The organism is Pseudoalteromonas sp. 2CM39R (assembly GCF_023161845.1).
Genome location: NZ_JALNTM010000001.1, coordinates 655,907 through 676,254, shown reverse-complemented (window position 1 = coordinate 676,254; position 20,348 = coordinate 655,907). Strand labels below are relative to the sequence as shown.

Annotated in this window: 21 protein-coding genes; 11 read left to right on the top strand and 10 right to left on the bottom strand. The window is 41.4% G+C overall.

Going from position 1 to position 20,348, the window contains the following annotated elements; genetic code table 11:
* Positions 1-32: 32 nt before the first annotated feature.
* The 4 genes from MTF66_RS03085 to MTF66_RS03070 all read left to right on the top strand — a co-directional run bounded on the left by MTF66_RS03085 (position 33) and on the right by MTF66_RS03070 (position 2,095).
* Entirely contained in the window at positions 33-425 is a 393-nt protein-coding gene (locus tag MTF66_RS03085) for a curli production assembly/transport protein CsgE (RefSeq protein WP_055021612.1), read from the top strand.
* Positions 415-840, top strand: a complete 426-nt coding sequence (locus MTF66_RS03080) for a curli assembly protein CsgF (protein WP_054562528.1) — start codon at positions 415-417, stop codon at positions 838-840. The genes MTF66_RS03085 and MTF66_RS03080 overlap by 11 nt, the downstream gene beginning before the upstream one ends.
* The gene (locus MTF66_RS03075) at positions 840-1,613 is read left to right on the top strand and encodes a CsgG/HfaB family protein (RefSeq protein WP_054562529.1); all 774 of its coding nucleotides are present in this window, start codon (positions 840-842) and stop codon (positions 1,611-1,613) included. The genes MTF66_RS03080 and MTF66_RS03075 overlap by 1 nt, the downstream gene beginning before the upstream one ends.
* Before the next feature lie 104 nt (positions 1,614-1,717).
* On the top strand, positions 1,718-2,095 hold the full coding sequence (locus MTF66_RS03070; RefSeq protein ID WP_248526339.1) for a hypothetical protein: 378 nt from the start codon (positions 1,718-1,720) through the stop codon (positions 2,093-2,095).
* 137 nt (positions 2,096-2,232) lie between these two features.
* Here MTF66_RS03070 and MTF66_RS03065 read toward each other — a convergent pair whose 3' ends face one another.
* The 4 genes from MTF66_RS03065 to MTF66_RS03050 all read right to left on the bottom strand — a co-directional run bounded on the left by MTF66_RS03065 (position 2,233) and on the right by MTF66_RS03050 (position 6,973).
* Positions 2,233-2,931 carry a helix-turn-helix transcriptional regulator gene (locus MTF66_RS03065; protein WP_058584663.1) on the bottom strand — a complete coding sequence of 233 codons (699 nt, stop codon included), beginning with the start codon at positions 2,929-2,931 and terminating at the stop codon, positions 2,233-2,235.
* Positions 2,932-3,095: 164 nt separating this feature from the next.
* Positions 3,096-4,604 (bottom strand): trehalase family glycosidase, encoded by a 1,509-nt coding sequence (locus tag MTF66_RS03060; protein WP_248526338.1) that lies wholly within the window; start codon positions 4,602-4,604, stop codon positions 3,096-3,098.
* 9 nt (positions 4,605-4,613) lie between these two features.
* Positions 4,614-5,864, bottom strand: a complete 1,251-nt coding sequence (locus tag MTF66_RS03055) for a sugar MFS transporter (protein WP_248526337.1) — start codon at positions 5,862-5,864, stop codon at positions 4,614-4,616.
* Between the two features lie 101 nt (positions 5,865-5,965).
* Positions 5,966-6,973, bottom strand: coding sequence for a LacI family DNA-binding transcriptional regulator (locus MTF66_RS03050; RefSeq protein WP_058584660.1), 1,008 nt, complete (start codon positions 6,971-6,973; stop codon positions 5,966-5,968).
* Between the two features lie 262 nt (positions 6,974-7,235).
* Between MTF66_RS03050 and MTF66_RS03045 the strand changes: the two genes are divergently transcribed.
* Complete coding sequence (locus tag MTF66_RS03045) at positions 7,236-9,494, top strand: TonB-dependent receptor (protein WP_248526336.1); 2,259 nt, start codon at positions 7,236-7,238, stop codon at positions 9,492-9,494.
* A gap of 55 nt (positions 9,495-9,549) precedes the next feature.
* Here MTF66_RS03045 and MTF66_RS03040 read toward each other — a convergent pair whose 3' ends face one another.
* From MTF66_RS03040 to MTF66_RS03030, 3 genes are read right to left on the bottom strand one after another with little or no spacing between them, the layout of a single operon-like run.
* A complete protein-coding gene (locus tag MTF66_RS03040; RefSeq protein WP_248526335.1) occupies positions 9,550-10,173 on the bottom strand; it encodes a GDSL-type esterase/lipase family protein in 624 nt (207 codons plus the stop codon).
* The gene (locus tag MTF66_RS03035) at positions 10,173-10,697 is read right to left on the bottom strand and encodes a DsrE family protein (RefSeq protein WP_138624998.1); all 525 of its coding nucleotides are present in this window, start codon (positions 10,695-10,697) and stop codon (positions 10,173-10,175) included. The genes MTF66_RS03040 and MTF66_RS03035 overlap by 1 nt, the downstream gene beginning before the upstream one ends.
* 47 nt (positions 10,698-10,744) lie before the next feature.
* A complete protein-coding gene (locus MTF66_RS03030) occupies positions 10,745-11,209 on the bottom strand; it encodes a flavodoxin family protein (RefSeq protein WP_058584656.1) in 465 nt (154 codons plus the stop codon).
* A gap of 76 nt (positions 11,210-11,285) precedes the next feature.
* Here MTF66_RS03030 and soxR point away from each other — a divergent pair, with 76 nt between their 5' ends.
* The gene (gene soxR / locus MTF66_RS03025) at positions 11,286-11,747 is read left to right on the top strand and encodes a redox-sensitive transcriptional activator SoxR (RefSeq protein WP_058584655.1); all 462 of its coding nucleotides are present in this window, start codon (positions 11,286-11,288) and stop codon (positions 11,745-11,747) included.
* A 19-nt stretch (positions 11,748-11,766) separates the two neighbouring features.
* On the opposite strand, the gene MTF66_RS03020 is transcribed toward soxR, so the two are convergent.
* Positions 11,767-12,126, bottom strand: a complete 360-nt coding sequence (locus tag MTF66_RS03020; RefSeq protein ID WP_248526334.1) for a DUF1294 domain-containing protein — start codon at positions 12,124-12,126, stop codon at positions 11,767-11,769.
* Between the two features lie 52 nt (positions 12,127-12,178).
* Here MTF66_RS03020 and MTF66_RS03015 point away from each other — a divergent pair, with 52 nt between their 5' ends.
* Positions 12,179-12,703 carry a hypothetical protein gene (locus tag MTF66_RS03015; protein ID WP_248526333.1) on the top strand — a complete coding sequence of 175 codons (525 nt, stop codon included), beginning with the start codon at positions 12,179-12,181 and terminating at the stop codon, positions 12,701-12,703.
* Between the two features lie 45 nt (positions 12,704-12,748).
* Here the strand turns inward: MTF66_RS03015 and MTF66_RS03010 are convergent, their stop codons facing one another.
* Positions 12,749-14,266, bottom strand: a complete 1,518-nt coding sequence (locus MTF66_RS03010) for a DUF3360 family protein (protein WP_248526332.1) — start codon at positions 14,264-14,266, stop codon at positions 12,749-12,751.
* A gap of 401 nt (positions 14,267-14,667) precedes the next feature.
* On the opposite strand from MTF66_RS03010, the gene MTF66_RS03005 reads away from it, so the two are divergent.
* The 4 genes from MTF66_RS03005 (at position 14,668) to MTF66_RS02990 (ending at position 17,940) form a co-directional block, all read left to right on the top strand.
* On the top strand, positions 14,668-16,140 hold the full coding sequence (locus MTF66_RS03005) for a diguanylate cyclase (protein ID WP_248526331.1): 1,473 nt from the start codon (positions 14,668-14,670) through the stop codon (positions 16,138-16,140).
* Between the two features lie 531 nt (positions 16,141-16,671).
* Positions 16,672-16,968: a hypothetical protein gene (locus MTF66_RS03000; protein WP_248526330.1), complete on the top strand. Its 297-nt coding sequence runs from the start codon at positions 16,672-16,674 to the stop codon at positions 16,966-16,968.
* Positions 16,969-17,005: 37 nt separating this feature from the next.
* Complete coding sequence (locus MTF66_RS02995; protein WP_248526329.1) at positions 17,006-17,311, top strand: hypothetical protein; 306 nt, start codon at positions 17,006-17,008, stop codon at positions 17,309-17,311.
* A 314-nt stretch (positions 17,312-17,625) separates the two neighbouring features.
* The gene (locus MTF66_RS02990) at positions 17,626-17,940 is read left to right on the top strand and encodes a hypothetical protein (RefSeq protein ID WP_062565816.1); all 315 of its coding nucleotides are present in this window, start codon (positions 17,626-17,628) and stop codon (positions 17,938-17,940) included.
* 278 nt (positions 17,941-18,218) lie between these two features.
* Here MTF66_RS02990 and MTF66_RS02985 read toward each other — a convergent pair whose 3' ends face one another.
* On the bottom strand, positions 18,219-20,342 hold the full coding sequence (locus MTF66_RS02985) for a methyl-accepting chemotaxis protein (protein ID WP_248526328.1): 2,124 nt from the start codon (positions 20,340-20,342) through the stop codon (positions 18,219-18,221).
* Positions 20,343-20,348: the final 6 nt, after the last annotated feature.

Here is a 20,348-nt window from a genome sequence, read left to right as displayed (position 1 = left end):
CTTAAGAGGGAGCCTTGCTCCCTCATTCCATTATGAAAATAAAAAACTTACTACGCATATGTTGCATCGTGCTTGCAGCTCAAAGTACGGCTAGTTATGGCGAAGACCTCGAAATCGATGGCTTAGTACTCGATAGAAGTATTAGCCGATTTGGCCATCAATTTTATTTTGAGTTTGCCAACCTATGGCGCGATTTACCTTCAACAGCAGGTTTTAATATCGAAATAAAAGAAACGGTATTACCCCGAGCGGGGACTCGACTTGTCTTAAAAATGAATAACCAAATAGTGTACGTCACCTATCTAGGACGTCGCTTAGAGCCATTAGATGAACGTGTAAAACAAGCCATGTATAGCGTGATGGATGCCATGGCACGCAGTCAAATGCAGCAATCAACACCCGATATGGCAAAAAATGGATGGTAAAATGAAATACTTAACAACACTAATAATAATCCTCTGCCCTCTTTCTAGTTGGGCAACCGAACTCGTTTATACCCCAATTAACCCAAGCTTTGGTGGCAGTCCATTAAATGCCAGCATGCTACTTAATAAAGCGCAATCACAAAACAAGCACAAAGCGCCGGTTATCGAACAAACCTACGGGGAAAAATTTCAAGATTCGTTAGAGCGTACCTACTTAAATAGAATGGTACGAGAAATCACAGATATGGCATTTGGTGACGAAATCGACGACAGCATCTTTAATGGTGACTCAACCTTTATGACGGGTGATTATGAAATTCAAATTATCACCAGTACCAGTGACACAATCACCGTTAGAATTACCAACACCTCTGATGGCACAGTGACAGTAATTGAAGTACCGAGGTTTGGATAATGAAGACACTCACATTAGCAGCAATGGTATTACTTCTGTCGGGTTGTTCATCAATGGGCAATTTAATCCCGCCGACCAAACAACTAGCAGACTCTCTTGAGCCAACCGAAACATTCCAGGCTTTGCAGGCCCTTCCTCAACCAATGGGAAGCATTCCTGTATCAGTATACTCATTTCGTGACCAAACTGGGCAATACAAACCACAGGCAAATGTAAGCTCATTTTCTACCGCAGTAACACAAGGCGCTAACTCTATTTTAGTGCAAGCATTGCATGAATCAGATTGGTTTATTCCGGTAGAACGCGAAGGTCTACAAAATATCTTAACTGAGCGTAAAATTATTCGCGCTGCGCAAGCCGAAAACGATAAGCTACCTGAATTACCACCGCTCACAACAGCAAAAATAATCTTAGAAGGCGGTATTATTAGTTACGACACAAATATCAAAACCGGCGGGATTGGTATGGAATACTTCGGGATTGGCGCATCAGAGTTATATCGTGAAGATGCAATCTCAATTTATTTACGCGCTGTCGATGTTCGTACAGGCCAAGTTTTGTTATCCGTTGCGACAAGCAAAAAAGTACTCAGCCAAGAAATGCGCGCAGGCTTCTTTCGCTATGTGAGCTACAAACGTCTTGCAGAAGCAGAAGCCGGATTCACCGACAATGAGCCTATGAGTATTTGCGTCACGCAAGCAATTGAAAAAGCGCTTAGCGACCTTGTATTAAAAGGTATTAACAAAGGCATTTGGTCTGCAAAAGCAGTCTAATTGAATAAGTGTGGCGCTGAACACCACAGCGCCCAATTTGAACTTTCTGCTAAATTACCCATCGAAATAAATACTTATAGCATTCAGTCAATTAAGTTTTATTTATGAAATGGATTACTTTCTCCAAATGCGCTTATTCTCTTATTGTTTTAGCCGCACTGATTACCCTGGTTATCACCATTGATAATTTTGACAGTTCAAAAAGCCTGCCAATTGGCTTTGTTTTATGGGGTATTTCGCCCTATTTATTAATGGCGTGGATGGTTGAACACAGTAAAACAAGAGTGGCACAAATCGCCACGTTTATTGTCACTATTATGTGTGTCTTATTTGGTACTGTGACCATAGGTTCAATCTATTTTTCTCATGATGCACAATCAGCACTAGTGTTTCTTTTTGCGCCATTATGGCAATGGCTGGGATTATTAATACTTTGTATTCCACTGTATTTTATGAATAAGCTCACATCTAAATCGAACTGAGTATCGAATAATGGAAGCTCAACGGAAACACGATTTTGAAGGATACTTGCTCGAAGCTGGATTTTTAAGCATCGAGCAAGTGCTAAACCAGCTTTAATAGCGAACACTACCACTGGGATTAAACTGGCTATAGTTTGTCACTGTGTATTTTGTAAAGACAAACTCACTGCCATGTAATTTTGTGCCCAATTAGCCAGCTCCACGCGGTTACGCGATGCCGTTTTCTTGAATGCACTGTACAGATGGGTCTTAACTGTATGATCGCTGATATTTAAACGCTCTGCGATATCTCGATTACTCGCACCTTGGGCAAGTAAGTGAATCACTGATTTTTCTCGTTTAGTCAGTAAGCTGAGGTCAATATCTGTATTTACCGAATCGTTACTAGCATTGAATTGGCTGCGAGACATTGCAGATAGCATATGGTTAAAGGTAGTAGAAATACTTTTACGGCTAAAAAACAGCTCGCCATTGATCACTCTGACCAGCCCTGCAAAAATATCTTCAGGTGATTGATCTGCAAAAAACACCCCTTTAATGCCATTTAAAAGTAAGTTTTTTTCGCAAATTGCATTAGCGTCCGCATTAAAAATAACCACTAAATGTTGCTTAGCAAGTTGCACTAACTCTGCAGGTAGTAAGTCTTTCCAATGTGCGTCAGTGCTATCAATCAAATAAAGGTTAAACTCTTCGCGCATAGACTCTTGAGGCAAGCTTGCATCAACTTTCACGCGCATAAAAAACGCATCGAGTATTTTAATTAAATATTGATAATTTTGGCTGCGGTTTTGTAACCTTGGCTGTGTTTTTAGAAATACAGAAGTTGGTTGAATCATCTCATTTCTTCCTTGAAACATTTTATTCACAATACCTAATTCGGATACATGATTCAACCGTTCATAAGCCTTTATTTAGGCAAATTACAACATTGCTAACCCATTTGAATGGTTAGACGCTAAAGTTAACACAATGTAAACAAATAAAACTCACATCTCCCCTTTTACAGCGAGTCATCAAGTAGTTTGTAAAAACGTGAAGTTACACCGTTCGTCCAACCGAATCCTTGTTGTACTGTGTATTCTCCACCACCTGCACGGCTGACTAATTCACACACATTGTATTTTTCAAGGAGGCACTTATCTTCTGCAAAACGCATTTCGATCATACTCAGCCAGTTTTTTATGATCGCCTGTGCCTCGCTGACAAAGCCATACTCTGTTAAACCTTTTACAGCGAACCATTGTAGCGGCGCCCAACCGTTAGGACTATCCCATTGTTGTGATGTGCTACACAATGTTGTCACTAAACCACCAGGTTTTAAAAACTCACTCATCAGTTTTTGCTTCACTTGTTGAGCTTGTTGTACAGATGCAGCACCTACAAACAAAGGAACAGCCATTGCCATCGAATCGACACTACTTTGCTGATTGAGTCTAATGTTGTAATCACGATAAACACCCGCCTCAGAATTCCAACAATAGGTATTAATTGCATCTAAGCGCAGTGTAGCCAGCTCAGCAATCGACTGGCTCTTTTGTTCTTCACCAAGTAACCGATAAAAACGAGATAACGTATGCTCTAAGTTATACAGTAAGCTATTCAAATCAACCGGTATGATATTGGTTGTTTCAATGCTTTTTAAGTCATTATGATCGCAAAGCCAACGGCTACTAAAATCCCAGCCAGACTCGCATGCCGCACGAATATGTTGAAAATAACTTTGCTGCTGCTCAGTTGTTAGCCCTTCAGCGTCATGTAAATCTTCTTTTAATGACTCTGGACGAGGTGTTGCCACACTATCCCAATAGCGGTTTAAAATTGCCTGATTAGGCATTTTAACAACGCGCCTAATGGCAGGTGTTTCACTGCTTAGGTCGTTACAGCCTTGCATCCAAAATTGATACTCAGCTTCAAGTGCTTGTACAGCGTTTGCCAGCCAAGTTAAATCTGCTTCTTGTTTATATTTTGCGTCCCATAGCATCGCTATCATTAACGCCAAAACAGGTGGTTGCGAGCGAGAGCTATAATAAACTCGGTTACCATTTGGAATACAGCCATTACGTTCTTGTAGGTCTATAAAGTTATTAACCATGGCTTCAATGGTGGCTAGGTCGCCACAATCTTCTAGACCCAAGGCTGTAAAATAACTATCCCAATAATAAATTTCTTGAAAACGACCACCCGGTACAATGTAGTCAAACTGCAAGGGCATTAGTGAGCTTGCTAAATCTGTATCAGCATTGCGATGCAAATATGGCCATAAATCAAGAACATACTGTTTTACCGAAGTGGTATCTAATTTCGCTGTCGGAATAGTCTGATCAGTAAACAAAAAGTTCGACATAACAAATTCGCGCAGCTCATCACCTTTTAAAGGGCCTACAAGTTGATACAAGTCACAAGCACTTTGCCAAGATAAATTTGGCACTGCATCGGCAAACATTTTTGAATCAGCAAACACTTCTGCAAGCTGTACATCTTTAAATAATTGGCTATTAACGAAGTTCATGACAATCCCTTATTCTGCGCTTGAAGCCGCTTGATACTGTGGTTTTAGGGTGATTTTTTTAAAGATTGAAACCGTGATTAATAGCAAGGCTATTGGCACTAATGTGAGATAAAATGCATGCTGACCGCTAAATTTATCAAATACAAAGCCCGTAATAATTGAACCTGTTGTTCCACCTAATGCAGAGAAAACCACAATTAAACCTGTCATAGCAGCGTGCTTGTGCTTCACTAATGAGCTCAGCATGACAGAGTTAAGTAACGGGTAAATCGGTGCCATAAAAAAGCCAATCAACGGCAGCATGTATGCTGCAAAAGGCACATCAAATACACTTTTAACTTGGCTACCATCTACATCGTGAGTCAAAGGCAGCACCAATAATACGAGCACACCCATAGCGACCAAGCAGCCCATTAATAAACTAAACCAACTAATAAACCTAAGTACTTGCCCTGCTACCAAACGACCAAGCGCTAACGCAGCTGCAAACAAACTAGCAAGTTGGATACTGACATCAACAGGCAATTTTAAAACTTGGTTATTAAAGGTCGGCAGCCAAGTGCCCACGCCTTGCTCTATTAGTACATACATAAATGCACTAACAACAAAAATAAGCACAAGGGGTTGGTAAGTCAGCTTTAACATGTCAATAAAATCATGAAGCTGCGATTGCTGATTAGTTTTTGGTTCTGGTGATTTTATAGGTGCCGCAATTACAGAAATAAACGCCACAGCTACAATTGCAGCTAGTAAGTAATAAACATTCAACCAGTGGTTACTTTGCGGGTCATCAGCGTCTATAAATAACGCAAAAATCCAATAACCCGACAGCACACCTAGCATAAACACCCCTTCAATGGTGTTTAATAACGCTGAATGTTTATTAGCATTATCAGTCACTTGACCAATAACAGAGTAAACAGAGATTTTCATTACTGCAAAGCTGCAACCAATTGCGGCAAAGAGCGCTTTTAATACCCAAAAGTCGGCAATGATCGGAACAACCAAGCACGTCACTGCAACCAGTAATAAAGCGCCAAGCATGGCAATTTTATAGCCTATACGAGGGATAAATGACGCCACTAAAAATGACACAATGGCAATACTAAGATCCTTAAATCCTTCAAGAACAGACGCCTGAGTTTTGCTTACATCTAAGCTATTGATTGCTTGTAAAATAACAGTGCCCACACTATTGAGCATAATAGCAAAGACAAAATAGCTGCATGCCAGCGCGATAGTTATTCTTATAGGATTCATTCACTTCAACCTATGATTATTTTTATTCAGTCTAGTTTAGCGCAAAACAAAATGCAAACGTTTGCATTTAAAATTACACATATTGCTAACATTCAATAGGCTTAGCGCTGGCTCGACTGCCTATTTACTAGTTCTATTTCAACAACTTGAGATTCTACCGACTGCCCTGCTAACTGGGCTAACAACTTTTCAACAAGAATAACTGAAGCGCGTTGAGTATTTTGTTTAATACTCGACAAAGAAGGATGACTGATATCTGCCATGGCAATATCATCAAAGCCCACGAGGGCAACGTCATTTGGAATACTAATGTAACGCTCTTTCAGGGCTTTCATCGCACCAAAAGCCACCATGTCACTACATGCCATAATGCCATCAAAGCACAGCCCTTTTTCTACCAACAATTGGTTAATTCCTTTATAAGCAGCACTACTAGTAATATCGATAGAAACCACGTGAGGAGTGGCTTTGGCTTCATTAATAGCATCTAAATAACCACGGTGGCGTTCACTAATTTCAGCGTGCCCAGGGTCACCTAAAAACAATATGTTTTTAGCTCCATTTGCCAATAAGTGCTCAGTCGCTAGGCGACCACCTAAATAATTATCGCTGCCAACAATTGGGTAACTGCTAGGTGTTTTTGGATCGCCCCACACAACTAAAGGAACACCAGCACTCGCTGCAGCTTCAATATTTGCTTGGCTTTTACCTTGGCCGACCACAATAATGCCATCGGCACGGCGGCTATTAATAAAGTAATTTGCCCAATCATCACTGGCCATAAACGAATTAGAAAGCAATAACTCTAAGCCAAATTTATTTAGCGCTAAATTTATTTCACCAACAATTTTAAGTAAGAAAGGGTCGTTAATAGACTGTTCTGTATCACCATCGAGGTTAATAATAACCGCAACAACATTGGTTTTTTGGGTGCGAAGGCGGCTAGCAGCCGTGTTTAAACTAAAGTTATGTTTTTTTGCTAACTGTTGAAGCTTGTCGCGAGTTTCCTGCTTTATCAATGGGTTATCATTGAGCGCACGGGATACTGTCGACGTAGAAACACCGGCTAATTTAGCAAGATCAGCTAACTTTAATTTTCTATCATTCATGATACTGAAACACTGCTTTCCTTTAAAACATATGCTGGCAATATACCACCATTTTGACCAAATCGCTCCGCCAAAGAGCATAATATTTTTTCAGTAAGCAAAACATACCAACTCACCCTGTGTGTAAAAAAAGGACAAAAAATTGAAAAACAAATTGCAAACGTTTGCATAAATCTTTATGGTTTATTAAAGCAAGGTGTTAACAATTGCAAAATATTCGCTAATACATTGCTTTCAACAACATAAAAAATGGGAACACACAATGACAACTACATACACACGCAGTGCGCTAGCCTCTGCAATTTTGCTAGCTTTGAGTGGCCAAACAGTTATGGCCGAAGAGCAAACTGAACAACCAGCTAAAGAAAAAGTAGAACGTATTATTGTATCGGGTACACCAGCAGGTATTGGCGTACGTAAAATTGATGCTGGCTATGCAGTAACCAATATCGATGCAGATCAAATTGTTAAATTATCGCCAAAAAGTACAGCTGATTTATTCAAAGCCGTGCCGGGTGTGTGGGTAGAAAGCTCGGGTGGTGAGTCTGGCGCGAACGTATTTGTACGTGGTTTCCCTGGTGGTGGTGATGCACCATTTTTAACATTAAGCCTTGAAGGTTCGCCAATTTACCCTGCGCCTACTTTGTCATTTTTAGAAAACTCGTCGTTATTTCGTTTAGATGAAACTATCGAAACAATGGAAGCACTGCGCGGTGGTCCAAACCCTGTTGTGTCAAATGGCCAACCAGGTTTAACAACTAACTTTCGCTTAAAGCGTGGTAGTGAAGATACTGAAGGTGTATTCAAATACACAACCTCAGATTATGACCTTCAACGCATTGACGCTATGGTTAGTGGTGAGATTTCTGATGACTTATTCTTCATGGTGGGTGGTTATGTTAAAAGCTCTCCAGGTATTCGGGATGCTGGATTCACATCAGAAAAAGGCAGCCAGTTCACAATTAATATCACTAAAGAATTAGAAAACGGCACCATTAACTTATACACCCGTCAAACAGACGACCATGGTGCTTGGTACTTACCAACACCACTAAATGTTGACGGTGTTGATGCAAGCTACACGCAGCTGGGTTCTTTAAATCGCCAAGCGACTATCTACACAGGCGCAAATAATGACGAGCAACAAATCGACTTAGGTGAAGGCCGTGGTTGGAAAGGTCATGTTTCTGGCGGTAGCATCAAACTTGAATTCGATAACGGTTGGAGCTTCACAGATCGCTTCAACATTACCAAAGGTGATGCAAACACGTACGGCTTAGTACCGGCAGGCTCTGCAACAACCGTTGGTGCAGTGGCTGATAACGGTGAAACAGCAACAGGTGCAGTAACTGGCACAGAATACGATGCAGACACAGCGGTTCAACAACTTGGTCGTTGGGTGGTATTAAAAGAAATTAGCGCATTCACTAATGATTTAGCATTCGCTAAAAAGCTTGATAACTTATCACTGGCCTTTGGTTATTACACAGCAAGCACATCAGCAAATGACTGGTGGAGCTTAGGTAACACAGCCTATCACGTGCTTGAAGCAGGCGGCGAAATGCTAGACGGCATCGAGTGTAATGCAAGTGTTGATGGTTGTGACTTCAACTACGATATCAACTCTACAGGCGATGCACGCACCAATGCCTTTTACACAACGGCTCAATATAAATTCAACGATGACTTTACACTAGATGCCGGTGTTCGTTTTGAAAACCACGAAGTGGAATACTCGGTTGATGAAGGCCTTGATGGCGTAATCGATAAGTCTGTTCAATATGACGAAAGCAAAACATCGTGGACAACGGGTATCAACTACTCAATTAACGATGACATGGGTGTGTTTGCGCGCGTAAACCGCGGTTACAAAATGCCTTACTTCGATGACTTCCGTGACAACTTTGATGCTTACGAAGGTGGCGAAAAGCTAATTAAAGAAGTAACACAAGCAGAGTTTGGTTATAAGCTATTAACTGATAGCACCGATTTCTATGCAACATTCTTCACTAACGAAGTAAAAGGTGACACCTTTGTTCGTCGCCCAGGTGTACCAGCTGAAATCTTAACAAACGAAGCCTACGGTATTGAGCTTGATTATAACTACAACCACGAATCTGGTTTCTCAGTTAACTTAAACTCAACGCTTCAAGAAACTGAAATCACTGAAAGTCCAAGCAACGAAGGTAACGAAAGCCAACGTCAGCCAAAATGGCAAGTACGTGTAACACCAAGCTATGACTTTGAAGTAAGCGAAATGTATGCAACCTTATACGGCACAATCTCAGCGGTTGATGATCGTTGGGGCGATAACGAAAACACGGTTGTTTTAGAAGGTTACGAAAAAGTAGACATTGGTTTAATTGTTGAGCCTATGGAAGGTATTAAAGTGCAGCTAGCAGTTGATAACTTAACTGACGAGCAAGGTATCACTGAAGGTGACCCTCGTAATGCTGATGCACCGAATGGTCGTTACATTATGCCTCGTACTACACGCTTAAGCATTAGCTACGAGTTTTAAGCGATTCTCCTAAATCCCTTGGTTGTTTTGCAATCAATACCCAAGCCACAGTGTTTTATAACCTGTGGCTTTTTTGTTTTTCAATTAAGCAATGTAAGTGCTGTGCTATAAACTTGTGCGATTCAAGAGTTAAATGCACACCTTCTCGCTGGCAAGGCGGAGCGATTGCTGTGATATCCAAAAACAGAGTTTGCTGTTTCACACACACTTCAGAAAAAGCCTCAACTAGCTCGCTAGACTTTGCAGCCGCTCCAGCATAAATAGATTGATAGGAGCCTACCTCATACACGGCTGGCGGGCTTAGTATCATTATTTTGGGCAATAAGCGGTGCAGATAGTAGTTTTTTATATCTAAAATAAGTGCTTCTAGGGCATTGGCAACATCAGCAGCCGACAGTGCAAAACGGCGCTTTAAATCATTCGTGCCGAGCTGAATAACAATTACATCTAAATGATAAGCCGCTAAGTAGGGCTCTAAGTATTTAATGCCCAGTTTGTCACCACTAAAAGGCGGGTCGTTCACCAGTGTACGATTAGGCTGGCCAGCTTCAATAACTTGGTAGCCGGCACCTAATTTAATACCCAGTAAACTAGGCCAACGCTCATCGGCAGCAAAGCGCTTACCATCGACGGGCGAAATACCATAAGTGTTTGAATCACCGAAACATAAGATATTCATTAGAATGGATTCAATGTGTAACCTTGCTGCTGCAACTGTGCATGCGCGGTCATTGCCGATAACGCCATTTGCACACCTGGAATAAGCTGTTGCTGTTTTACCTTCATGTGCGTTGCAGACTGCCCACACACATACACAACGGTGTTATGTGCCAACAATTGTGAGATCAATTGCTGATTTTTATTGTCACTGTCAAAGCGCTGTTTATAAAAACTGTTTTCCAGTACATCAACACTTGCGCCACCATGCACAACTAAAGCAAGTTGAATGTTCTCTGGCTTCACACCATGAGCTATATGCATATTAATGAACCGTGCTAATGAGTTCATTTTGTTATTCTGCGCCCCTTTTTCTGCCGCATCAGCTACATCAAATGCCACTTTAAAAACCGTTTGATCAGAGATTGGTGCATGGTTTGGCACATCATAATAAAAACCAAAACCTTTGATAGCAGGCTCAGCTTGCTCTGCATGACTAAATGAAGATAATAAGGCTAAAGATAAACCTAACAGTGTTGATTTCATAAAAGTTCCTGCTGTTTTTTACTCTAGCCTACCTTGTTTAAACACGTTTAACTAGCATCAATATGTTGGTGCGCTTTAAAGGTCATGCCTAAGTAATTAAAGGTGTTTTTAAACATCTCGATAAACGCGTTAGGTGCGTGAGCAGATCCTGCATTTGAGAGCAATGAAAACTGTTTTTCACGCAGTGTTCTCAGTTTTGGCCTGAGTGTTTCATCATCCATGTAATCAGTGATCCGGTCTAAAAATGCTTTAAACTGCGGTGTGGTGTTATACCAATACACAGGCGATGCAAGCACCCAGTGTTGATAATTCAACAGCGCTTCAAATACCGCATAAAAGTCATCATTTTTATATTGTTTATCGTAGCAATAAGGCGAGATAACATAGTCATCTAGACATACTACATCGCCGCCATATTGCGCTTTATAATCATTAACTTGTAAACTCGTATTACCTTGTTTTCGCGCACTTGAATAAATAATTACCGTATTTGTTATTGGTTTTTGTTGCATGACTATCACTCCTTTTTTATGATGTGCGCAGCGTAAAACCTCAAGCTAACTTTAGGTCAACACCTTGGAGCAAATTATGGCTGGATCAGAAAAGAAACTTATTGATGCAAACCTAGCGGTTGGCTTTGTGGCAAAACGCAGTGGCGTAAAAGTTTCAACCTTGCATTTTTATGAGTCTAAAGGACTTATTCGCAGCTGGCGTAATAACGGTAATCAGCGCCGCTATAAACCCGATGTATTGCGCCGAATTGCCGTTATAAAAGCTGCGCAGACTATGGGCATAACTCTTGAAGACATTAAACAAACGTTAAGTACTTTACCTGAGCAGCGCACACCCACTAAACAAGATTGGGCAGCCCTTTCTAAAGTCTGGCAAACGCAATTAGATGAACGAATTCAATACATGCAGCGATTGCGCGAGCGTGTTAACGGTTGCATTGGCTGCGGCTGTTTATCAATGGCCAAATGCCCTATCTACAACAAAGACGATTATTTAGGTGAAGAGCACAGCGGCGCAGTGCTGTTAGAAAGAGATTAATACACGACTGTTTGTGCTCTTAAATTAACTGCAAATAATACAGTGAAAACAGTGCACTGCAATTAACAATAATTGTTAACCAAAGTACGGCAATAAAACTGCGTTTTTTAGATTTGTGTCTTAACCATTGCTGTGCAATTAATGAACCTGGCCAGCCGCCGATTAACCCTAAAATATGCAGTGTACGCTCAGGTACTCTTATCACATGCTCGCCATGTTGCATCGCTAAACGTTTATCCCAGCCATATACCAAAAAGCTTATTAAGCTCGCTACGCTGTAAGTGCCTGCAATAAAGTAGGTAATATTAAGTTGCCACGATACCAACCATAGCAGCGCTAAGAACAACAATGAAAATGTAATTAATGTTTTCTTAATCAATGAACTATCACCTATACTCTGCAAAACAAATTAATTTTATCGGGGCGCTATTATGGCATACCTAAAATCACTTTTACTATCAATCTGTCTATGTTCGCTTTCTGTTATGGCAGCAGAGCAACAACTTGATGACAAGCTAAAAGTGTTTGAGCCTTACTTAGGCACGTGGCAGTCAAACTTTAATGTCGCAGCAGGTAAACCTGCGGTGCAAGATGTGAGCACCTGGCAACGCGCGCTCAATGGCACGGCGATAAAAACCATTCACTCAATCAATGAAGGTGAATATGGTGGTGAGTCGATGATTTTTTGGGACAATAAAAAGCAGTCTTTGGTGTTTTATTACTTCACTACGGCAGGGTTTTATACTCAAGGCACTATGAATGTACTTAGCCCTACTCAGTTTGTTGCTTATGAAAATGTAACGGGTAATAAAGAAGGGATCACTAAGGTCAAATCGACAAGCGAGTTTAAAGACAACAGCTTTGTGGTGTCGACCTCTTACCTTAAAAAAGGCCAGTGGACAAAACCCGATACCCGAACTTACACCCGCAGCGAAAAAACAGTTAAGTTTAAATAAAAGCTTTAAAAAAGGGTAAGGCGCTTATCACCTTACCCTTTTTTATCAATGCCTAAAGTCAGCCATTAATGCTGGAATACCTGGCAGCATCCCTACTATTGCCATCACGCTTGTTAAGATAACAAACATCACTAATGGAATGATCCAACGGCTCATTGGAGACAGCTCAGAGCTTCGCTCTTTACAACCAATTAAGCCCAGATTGTCGAGCAACATAGTTAATGACCAGCCAAATGCAGGATTCACTAAAGTCGATGAAAACACCACAATTGCAGCCGATTGCGTGGTTTTACCTTCACGGGTCATTTCCATGCCAGCTTCGAGAAGTGGGATAAACACACCAACTATCAAAGCTACACATAGCACGGGTTGCCAAATGGCTAAATCCATTGGGTAACCCCAAATACTGGCAATAATACAAAATAACGCCGTTAATACCGCACCTGCCGGAATTGGGCGTTTAGCGATGGCTGCTGGCACGATGTAGGTTCCCCATGAAGAGGTAAAGTTAGAGCCGCCTAACAAAGAACCAAACGTTTGGCGGATTGAAGCACTGAACATGGTATCGTCAATATTCATTTGTACTTTTTCTGTGCGTTCTGGGTAACTAATTTTTTGGAATACTTGATGCCCTAAAAAGTCAGGTGACCACATAGCAACCGCAAGCACCGCGAATGGCAATACCACAACAAAGCTCTCTAGGGTCGGTAAACCCAGCATCCAACCAGTGTTTTCACCCCACCAATACATTGGGTTCATATTTGGTAAACCCGGGGCGGTCTTAAACTCAAACGGCGCTCCCAGTAAAAATGCAATTAAACCGCCAAGTAAACAGCTTAATGGCACGGCTAACCAACGTTTCTTGTAATGCTCAAGTAAGGCATACAACACGATAGTCGACAAAATCACAATGAAAGCAATATGGGTCATATCAATACCCTCAGCCCATGCAAACAGCTTTTTAACCTGCGAAATCGTGCCAATAAAACCAAGGTAGAGCAGTAAACCTCCACACACGCCTCGGCTGGTTAACCCCGCCAGTAAACTTCCGCCTTTACTAAGTGCCAGTAACAGACCAAACGCCCCTATCAGTAAACCAAAGGCCATTGGGTGGCCACCCGCAGCAACCACTATCGGGATCAAAGGAATAAGCGGCCCATGCGTACCCGCTAAGTTTGCTGTTGGTAGAAAGAAGCCCGAAAATAATAAAATGAAGATCGATACAATTAACAGCTCATAGCGCACGTTTTCTAGAATAAAGCCTTCACCTAAGCCTAGTGGCGCTGCAAACGTTGCAGCAATTGCGCCCACCATGACCACTTTGCCTATGGTCCCTGCCATAGCAGGGATAGAGTCTTCTAATTCAAACCGATAATCACGAAATGGTAAGTTAGGACGCCAGCGCTTAGGCTGCATAATTTGTAATTCGTGTTCAAGGTATTCGTCACGACTCGAAAATTCACTACTTGGTTTATGAAGTGCTTGATAGCTTTGCTGGTCGGTATGAGTATCCGATCCTTGTTCAGCAAGCGTTTTTGACGCTGATTGCTGCCTCGTATTCATGGGTTCTCCTACTGCCTATCTTGAAAAATTGTGTGAGTTTTTATTATGCAGTTAGGGTAAAGCAGCCAGATACAAAACACGATTAGGCAAATGGTCGGGTATGAATTTATAAAATAGGTGTTTTTAATAAGTTGAGAACATCAAAAAATAACCTTAACGCATTGATATTTATATACTTACTGATAGTGAACTCTTTTAAAGAATAAGCTTCGGGTTGTTTTTTGAGCACATTAACTATTAGTCTAATAAATTGTATGAATAGCAAACAATAAGATAAAAACTACTTTTAGATTAATCGAATTTGCCTATTCTCCAACTACTAATATACTAATTTATTAGTAGTTTAATTAATGCTAACTCGCCGAACGGTGGCTTTCTTACATAAGCACATAAAGGGATGTATGAACACACAGCTCAAGCCTTGGCAATTTAATATCATTGTTTGCTCTGTTTATCTGCTGTTTGGCTTGTTTACTATGCAAGTGTTAAAAACACTGGCGGTATGGCCACCAGCAGGAGTCGCATTAGCAGGCTTGATGTTATTTGGTCGTAAAGCCTGGTTGGGCGTTGCATCAGGCACCTGTTTAGTTGTGCTTTGTTACTTTTATCTTAGCGACTTAAATCCATTCACTTTTAAACACATAGCAATAAATGCCGCGACAACCACAGGTAATACACTCGCTGCTTTAACTGCATTTTGGCTAATTAACCGAAAACTTAAACAACACACACTGCTGACAAGCGTCACAAGTTTAGCCAGAGTGTTTATTGTTGCTTGCATAGCGATTGGCGTGATTTCTGCGCTTTTCGGTGTGGGCATATACTCACTAGTTGATATCGAGTGGTTTAATGGCTTCTATGTTGGCATATTAAATTGGAGCATTAGCAATGCCTTAGCGGCGATTGTATTCACCCCTGCCCTTTACTTTTTATGGCGAAATTGGCCGCACCCGGTCACGCCTAGTGAGTTCTCTAAACTTCTGTTGCTAACTTTGACCGTGGTTTTGTTGTGTTATTTTATTTTTGGCCCCGCATACACAGCTATGACATTACCATTTTTGCAACCTGCATTACTGTTGTTTCCGCTGCTTTATGCAGCTACGCGGTTATCACCAACTGCAACCAGCTGCATGAATATGCTGGTGTTTTTTGCAGCTTGGGTCGGAAGTAATCAAGGCTGGGGGTATTTTTATTATCATCATCCTAAAACAGCAGAAGTGACCATGCAGTTTTTCTTTTTATTTACTCTTTCAGCGGTATTGCTTATTCAAGCTGTGTTTATTCAGCGCAAGAAAGAGCAACAAAAGCTGACCACCATGCTCGAACAAAAAGTAGAAGAACGAACATATGAACTAGAACGTGCTAAGCATGAAGCATTAGCCTTATCTGTGACAGATCATTTAACACAACTTTATAATCGCCGTGGTTTCTTCGAAAAGGTTAATCAGCAGTTTGCAAAATATCATGACGCGCAAGGTACCTGCTCCTTATTACTGTTAGACTTAGACCAATTTAAAGCTATAAACGACAAGTTTGGCCACGCTACTGGCGATGAAGTAATACGAACCACCGCACATAAGCTCATCCAACATAGCAAAGCATCAGATATTGCGGGACGCATTGGTGGTGAAGAATTTGTCTTGTTTGTACCTATGGCAAATAACCACACAGCCTTTGCTATCGCAGAAAAGATCAGAGCCGATATCGAACAACAAGACATCATCGCCGACAACAAACACGTTAAATTCACCGTGAGTATTGGCGTAAGCACCTTACAAGCAAGCGATCAGCATATAGAATCAATGTTAAAACGTGCCGACAAAGCGTTGTATCAAGCCAAAAATCGAGGACGTAACCAGGCGCAATGTAGTTAGAATGAGTTACGAGTTGCTAGTTACGAGAGTAAAGTTACGAGAAACGAGATGCGAGAGTAAAGTTACGAGAGTAAAGTTACGAGAGTAAAGTTACGAGAGTAAAGTTACGAGAAGCGAGGTGCGAGGTGCGAGCATGTAGCAGCGATTTTACATCGCGTTTTATCACACATCTCCCTTACCCCAAAAATAAAGCGGCATAAAGCCGCTGCTACATGTAGGCTTGGCGCGCGAAACAAGTTTCACGCCTACGTCCAAGGGTTTAACTTTTGTGTGGTGGTTAATTATTCATGACTAAAGTCATTCCTACGAGATGCGAGGTGCGAGATGCGAGATGCGAGGTGCGAGGTGCGAGGTGCGAGGTGCGAGGTGCGAGGTGCGAGGTGCGAGGTGCGAGGTGCGAGGTGCGAGGTGCGATCATGAGCCTAAGATTCCTTTCACTATACGACTAGTAATTAATTAACGGCTCTGATAAAAATAGGCAATTAATAAAGAGCTTTAAATAGCTATAAAAATGTTCTAATTAAGATGGTTATGGATGAAGAATTAAAGAAACAAGTAGATGTTGTCGTTGGGTTAAGCCGCCTTGCTGGGGCTATGCTAATTATTATTGGGAGTATTTTAGTCTTCTTTTTTATTCAGGCTGCGCAAGACCCAAATGCAGCCATTGAAATAAATGGTGTGCCAACAAAGGATTTTACAGCAAAAGTTGGAGCAGTAATTTTCACTTCGCTATTTCCTCTGTTTGGTCTTTTCCTATCTTTTGCACCTAGCAATCTTTTAGAAAAGTGGGCAACCAAGATAATTCTGCTTATCTCTAACAAGGCCTAATATTATTAGCGAGATGTTTCGAATGACGAGTACTTTCATGAAATCTAATTATGTCGATTATCAAGATAATTTAGAAAATCTCATAAAATTACTTCGGAAATATAATGAAGAGCATTGGGCTAATTATTTTCAAAAATCGTTAGGGTTACTCTATATGGGTAAACCTCAAAAGAGTATATATCATTCACTAGCAGCATTTGGTGGGATGGGTAGTGTCAATGACTCTTTAACTTTTACGGGTGCAAATAAGCAAGAAGCTAAACTAGGTTTTAAGTTAACTACCAGCTTATTCAATGAATGTAAATTAAAGCGAAGTTTTCTGAAGCGAATCATAGAGCAATAGTGAAAGCAAACCATTACATCACGGTGTTTTTACCCTTTGTCGCGGCATAAAGCCGCTGCTACCTGTAGGCTTGGCGCGCGAAACAAGTTTCACGCCTACGTCCAAGGGCTTAACTTTTGTGTGGAGGTTAATTATTCATGACTAAAGTCATTCCTACGAGATGCGAGGTGCGAGGTGCGAGAATGAGCCTAAGATTCCTTGGACTATACGACTAGTAATTAATTAACGGCTCTGATAAAAATACACTGACTATAGAAGAAAACGAGCTATAAGCCCGTTAAGTTTAATGGAATTACTATCCTTGTGAGGTTCAAATGGAAATTGAAGTAAACAGACCAAAACAATATCATGATAAAATTAGAGATTACACTTTATGGGCCGACTCTAAAAAAATAGGCAAAGTCAAACCCAACTCTTTAGCCAACTACACAATACCTGATGACGCTGAATTTATCTGGTTCTCCATTGATTGGTGCTCTAGCCCTAAACTTTCTGTCAAAGATATTCAATCAAATAAAGTAACTGTTTCGAACACTATGAGCAGAAACTTACTATCGGGTCTATTTTTACCCATTTATTACGTTACTTTTGGTAAAAATAAATATCTAACAATTACGAGCGATGTATAACTACCCTTAATCGATTTCAGATTCGATTACTTCATCGCATAACGATATTTTTACCCTTTGTCGCGGCATAAAGCCGCTGCTACCTGTAGGCTTGGCGCGCGAAACAAGGTATAAGGTACGAGTTACGAGTTACGAGAGTAAAGATACGAGAAACGAGGTGCGAGGCACGAGCATGTAGCAGCGATTTTACATCGCGTTTTTCTCGAACCTCGAACCTTGTATCTAGCTCCTAGCTCCTAGCTCCTAGCGCCTAGCAGCTGCCACCTAGCACCTTAAAACTACTTCGTCTTCAACTTATTCAACTCATCATCTTGTTGTGCAACGAGTGCATTGAGGGTTTGGCTACCATCTCCGGCTTGGGTAGATAGCTCAGCTAGTTGCGATGCCGCATCTGAAATTAATGTCAGGTTGCGGTTTATCTCTTCTGTGACTGAGCTTTGCTCTTCTGCAGCCGTTGCAATGTGGGTAATTTGCTGCGTGATTTCATCCACTTTGACGACAACTTCGTGTAATGCATCAAATGCAACGGAGGTTTCATCTACCGCGGTTTGTGCACGCACAACTCCTTGTTCAATAACCTTAGACGCGTTACCTACTTCAAGCTGTAAGCTGTCGATTAGGCCGCTGATGTCATCGGTTGATGAACGTGTTTTTGAAGCAAGTGCCCTTACTTCATCAGCCACCACCGCAAAGCCACGGCCTTGTTCACCGGCCCTTGCTGCTTCAATTGCCGCATTCAGTGCAAGTAAGTTTGTTTGCTCTGCAATTGTTCTAATCACATCTAAAATTTGTGTAATGTCGTTACTGCGAGCCGCAACTTTTTCAACCGCTTGATTGGCCTCTTTGATTTCATCTGACATGGTTTTAACTTGGGTAACCGCAGACGACAAGCTCGATTCACTGCTCACCACAAGGCTGTTTATTTCATCGGCTTGTTGCGCTGACTGCTCTGAGGCTCTTGCTACTTCGAGGGCTGTTGCGCTCATTTCATTCATGGCGGTCACAACACTCTCAATTTCTTGGAACTGCGCTTGAACGTTGTGCTTAGTATCAACAGCAACACTGGTCGCTAAGTGAGCCTGCTCTTTGGTTTGCGTTGATACATTTTTAAGCTCACCAATTAAATCTCGTAATTTAGCAAGAAACGCATTAAAGCCAGTTGCCAATGCGATTAGCTCAGCGTGGGTATCAACATGCAAGGTTTGGGTTAGGTCACCTTCAGCACTGGCAAGGTTATCAACGCGTTGTTGAATTTGCTGTAATGGAGCCACAATGGTACGGATCACTAAGGTCATGATAACAAAGGCGGCACCAGCAATAATAATACCTGTAACCAAGATTAAACCGCCTAGTGTATTGGCATTTTCACTCATGCTATTTGCCAGTGCATGCGGCCCTTCAAGGGCAAGCTCAGCGGGTACTTCAATCAATAAGTTCCACTGTGTTTTCGCAAGCTTAATGCTAATTGGGTAGTTAACTAAATACTCATCACCAGCTTTAAATACACCACTTTGTTTTTTCGCTTTTACGTAATTGTCTAAAATGCTTTTAGTCACCGCCTCTTTTAACGGTCTGCCTAGCTTATCTTTGTAATGGCTACTACCAACCACTAAATCGAGTGAACTTAGTAAGGTAACACGGGCTTTACCGTTATACAGCTCTTTTGAGAGCTTTTCGGTCATGCTTTGAAATACAGGCAATGTTAAATCAACCCCAGCAACACCTATAAATTCGTTATCACGAAGAATGGGCACAGTTAGAGAGGTCATCATTTCAGAATAACCTGGGGTGATTTCGTATAGGTAGGGTTCCATAATGCATGGCACTTTGGTGTCTTTTACACACAAGTACCACTCAGCTTCCCGCTGGCCAAATTCATTAAGGGTGTCGACATATTTCTCAGCTACATCGTCAACCACCTGTTGTTCAATGGCACCATCTCGATTGCGCGTAAAATAAATTTCTAATGTGCCAGCACCTGCTACAGAGTGGTCGTAACCGCTGATAAAGTTAGCATCACGGCCATCAAACGCATTTGCTTCGAATTGCGAGTAGATAGATGAAAGAATATCATTTTTTTGTAGTAACGAGCGATTCAACTCAACCACAGCATCTCGGGTTAAGGTAGCTGCCGCATCATGATCGCCTAAAATTGCGGCAAATGAATAAGGCACTCGGTACGCTTCGTTAATAAACCCAGCAACTTGTTCACCATATGCGGCGGCATTTGAAGCGAGCTTATCCTCCACCTCTGCAACAATCAGCTTTTCTGATTGCTCAGCTAGCTGCTGGTTGCTGCTTGACAGCTGCCACCATAAAACACTTGATAAAACAAACACAGTAATAAAAATACTGCCTACCGTAAGCCATAATAACTTTTTCGCTAATGCTAACTGCCGCATCGACAT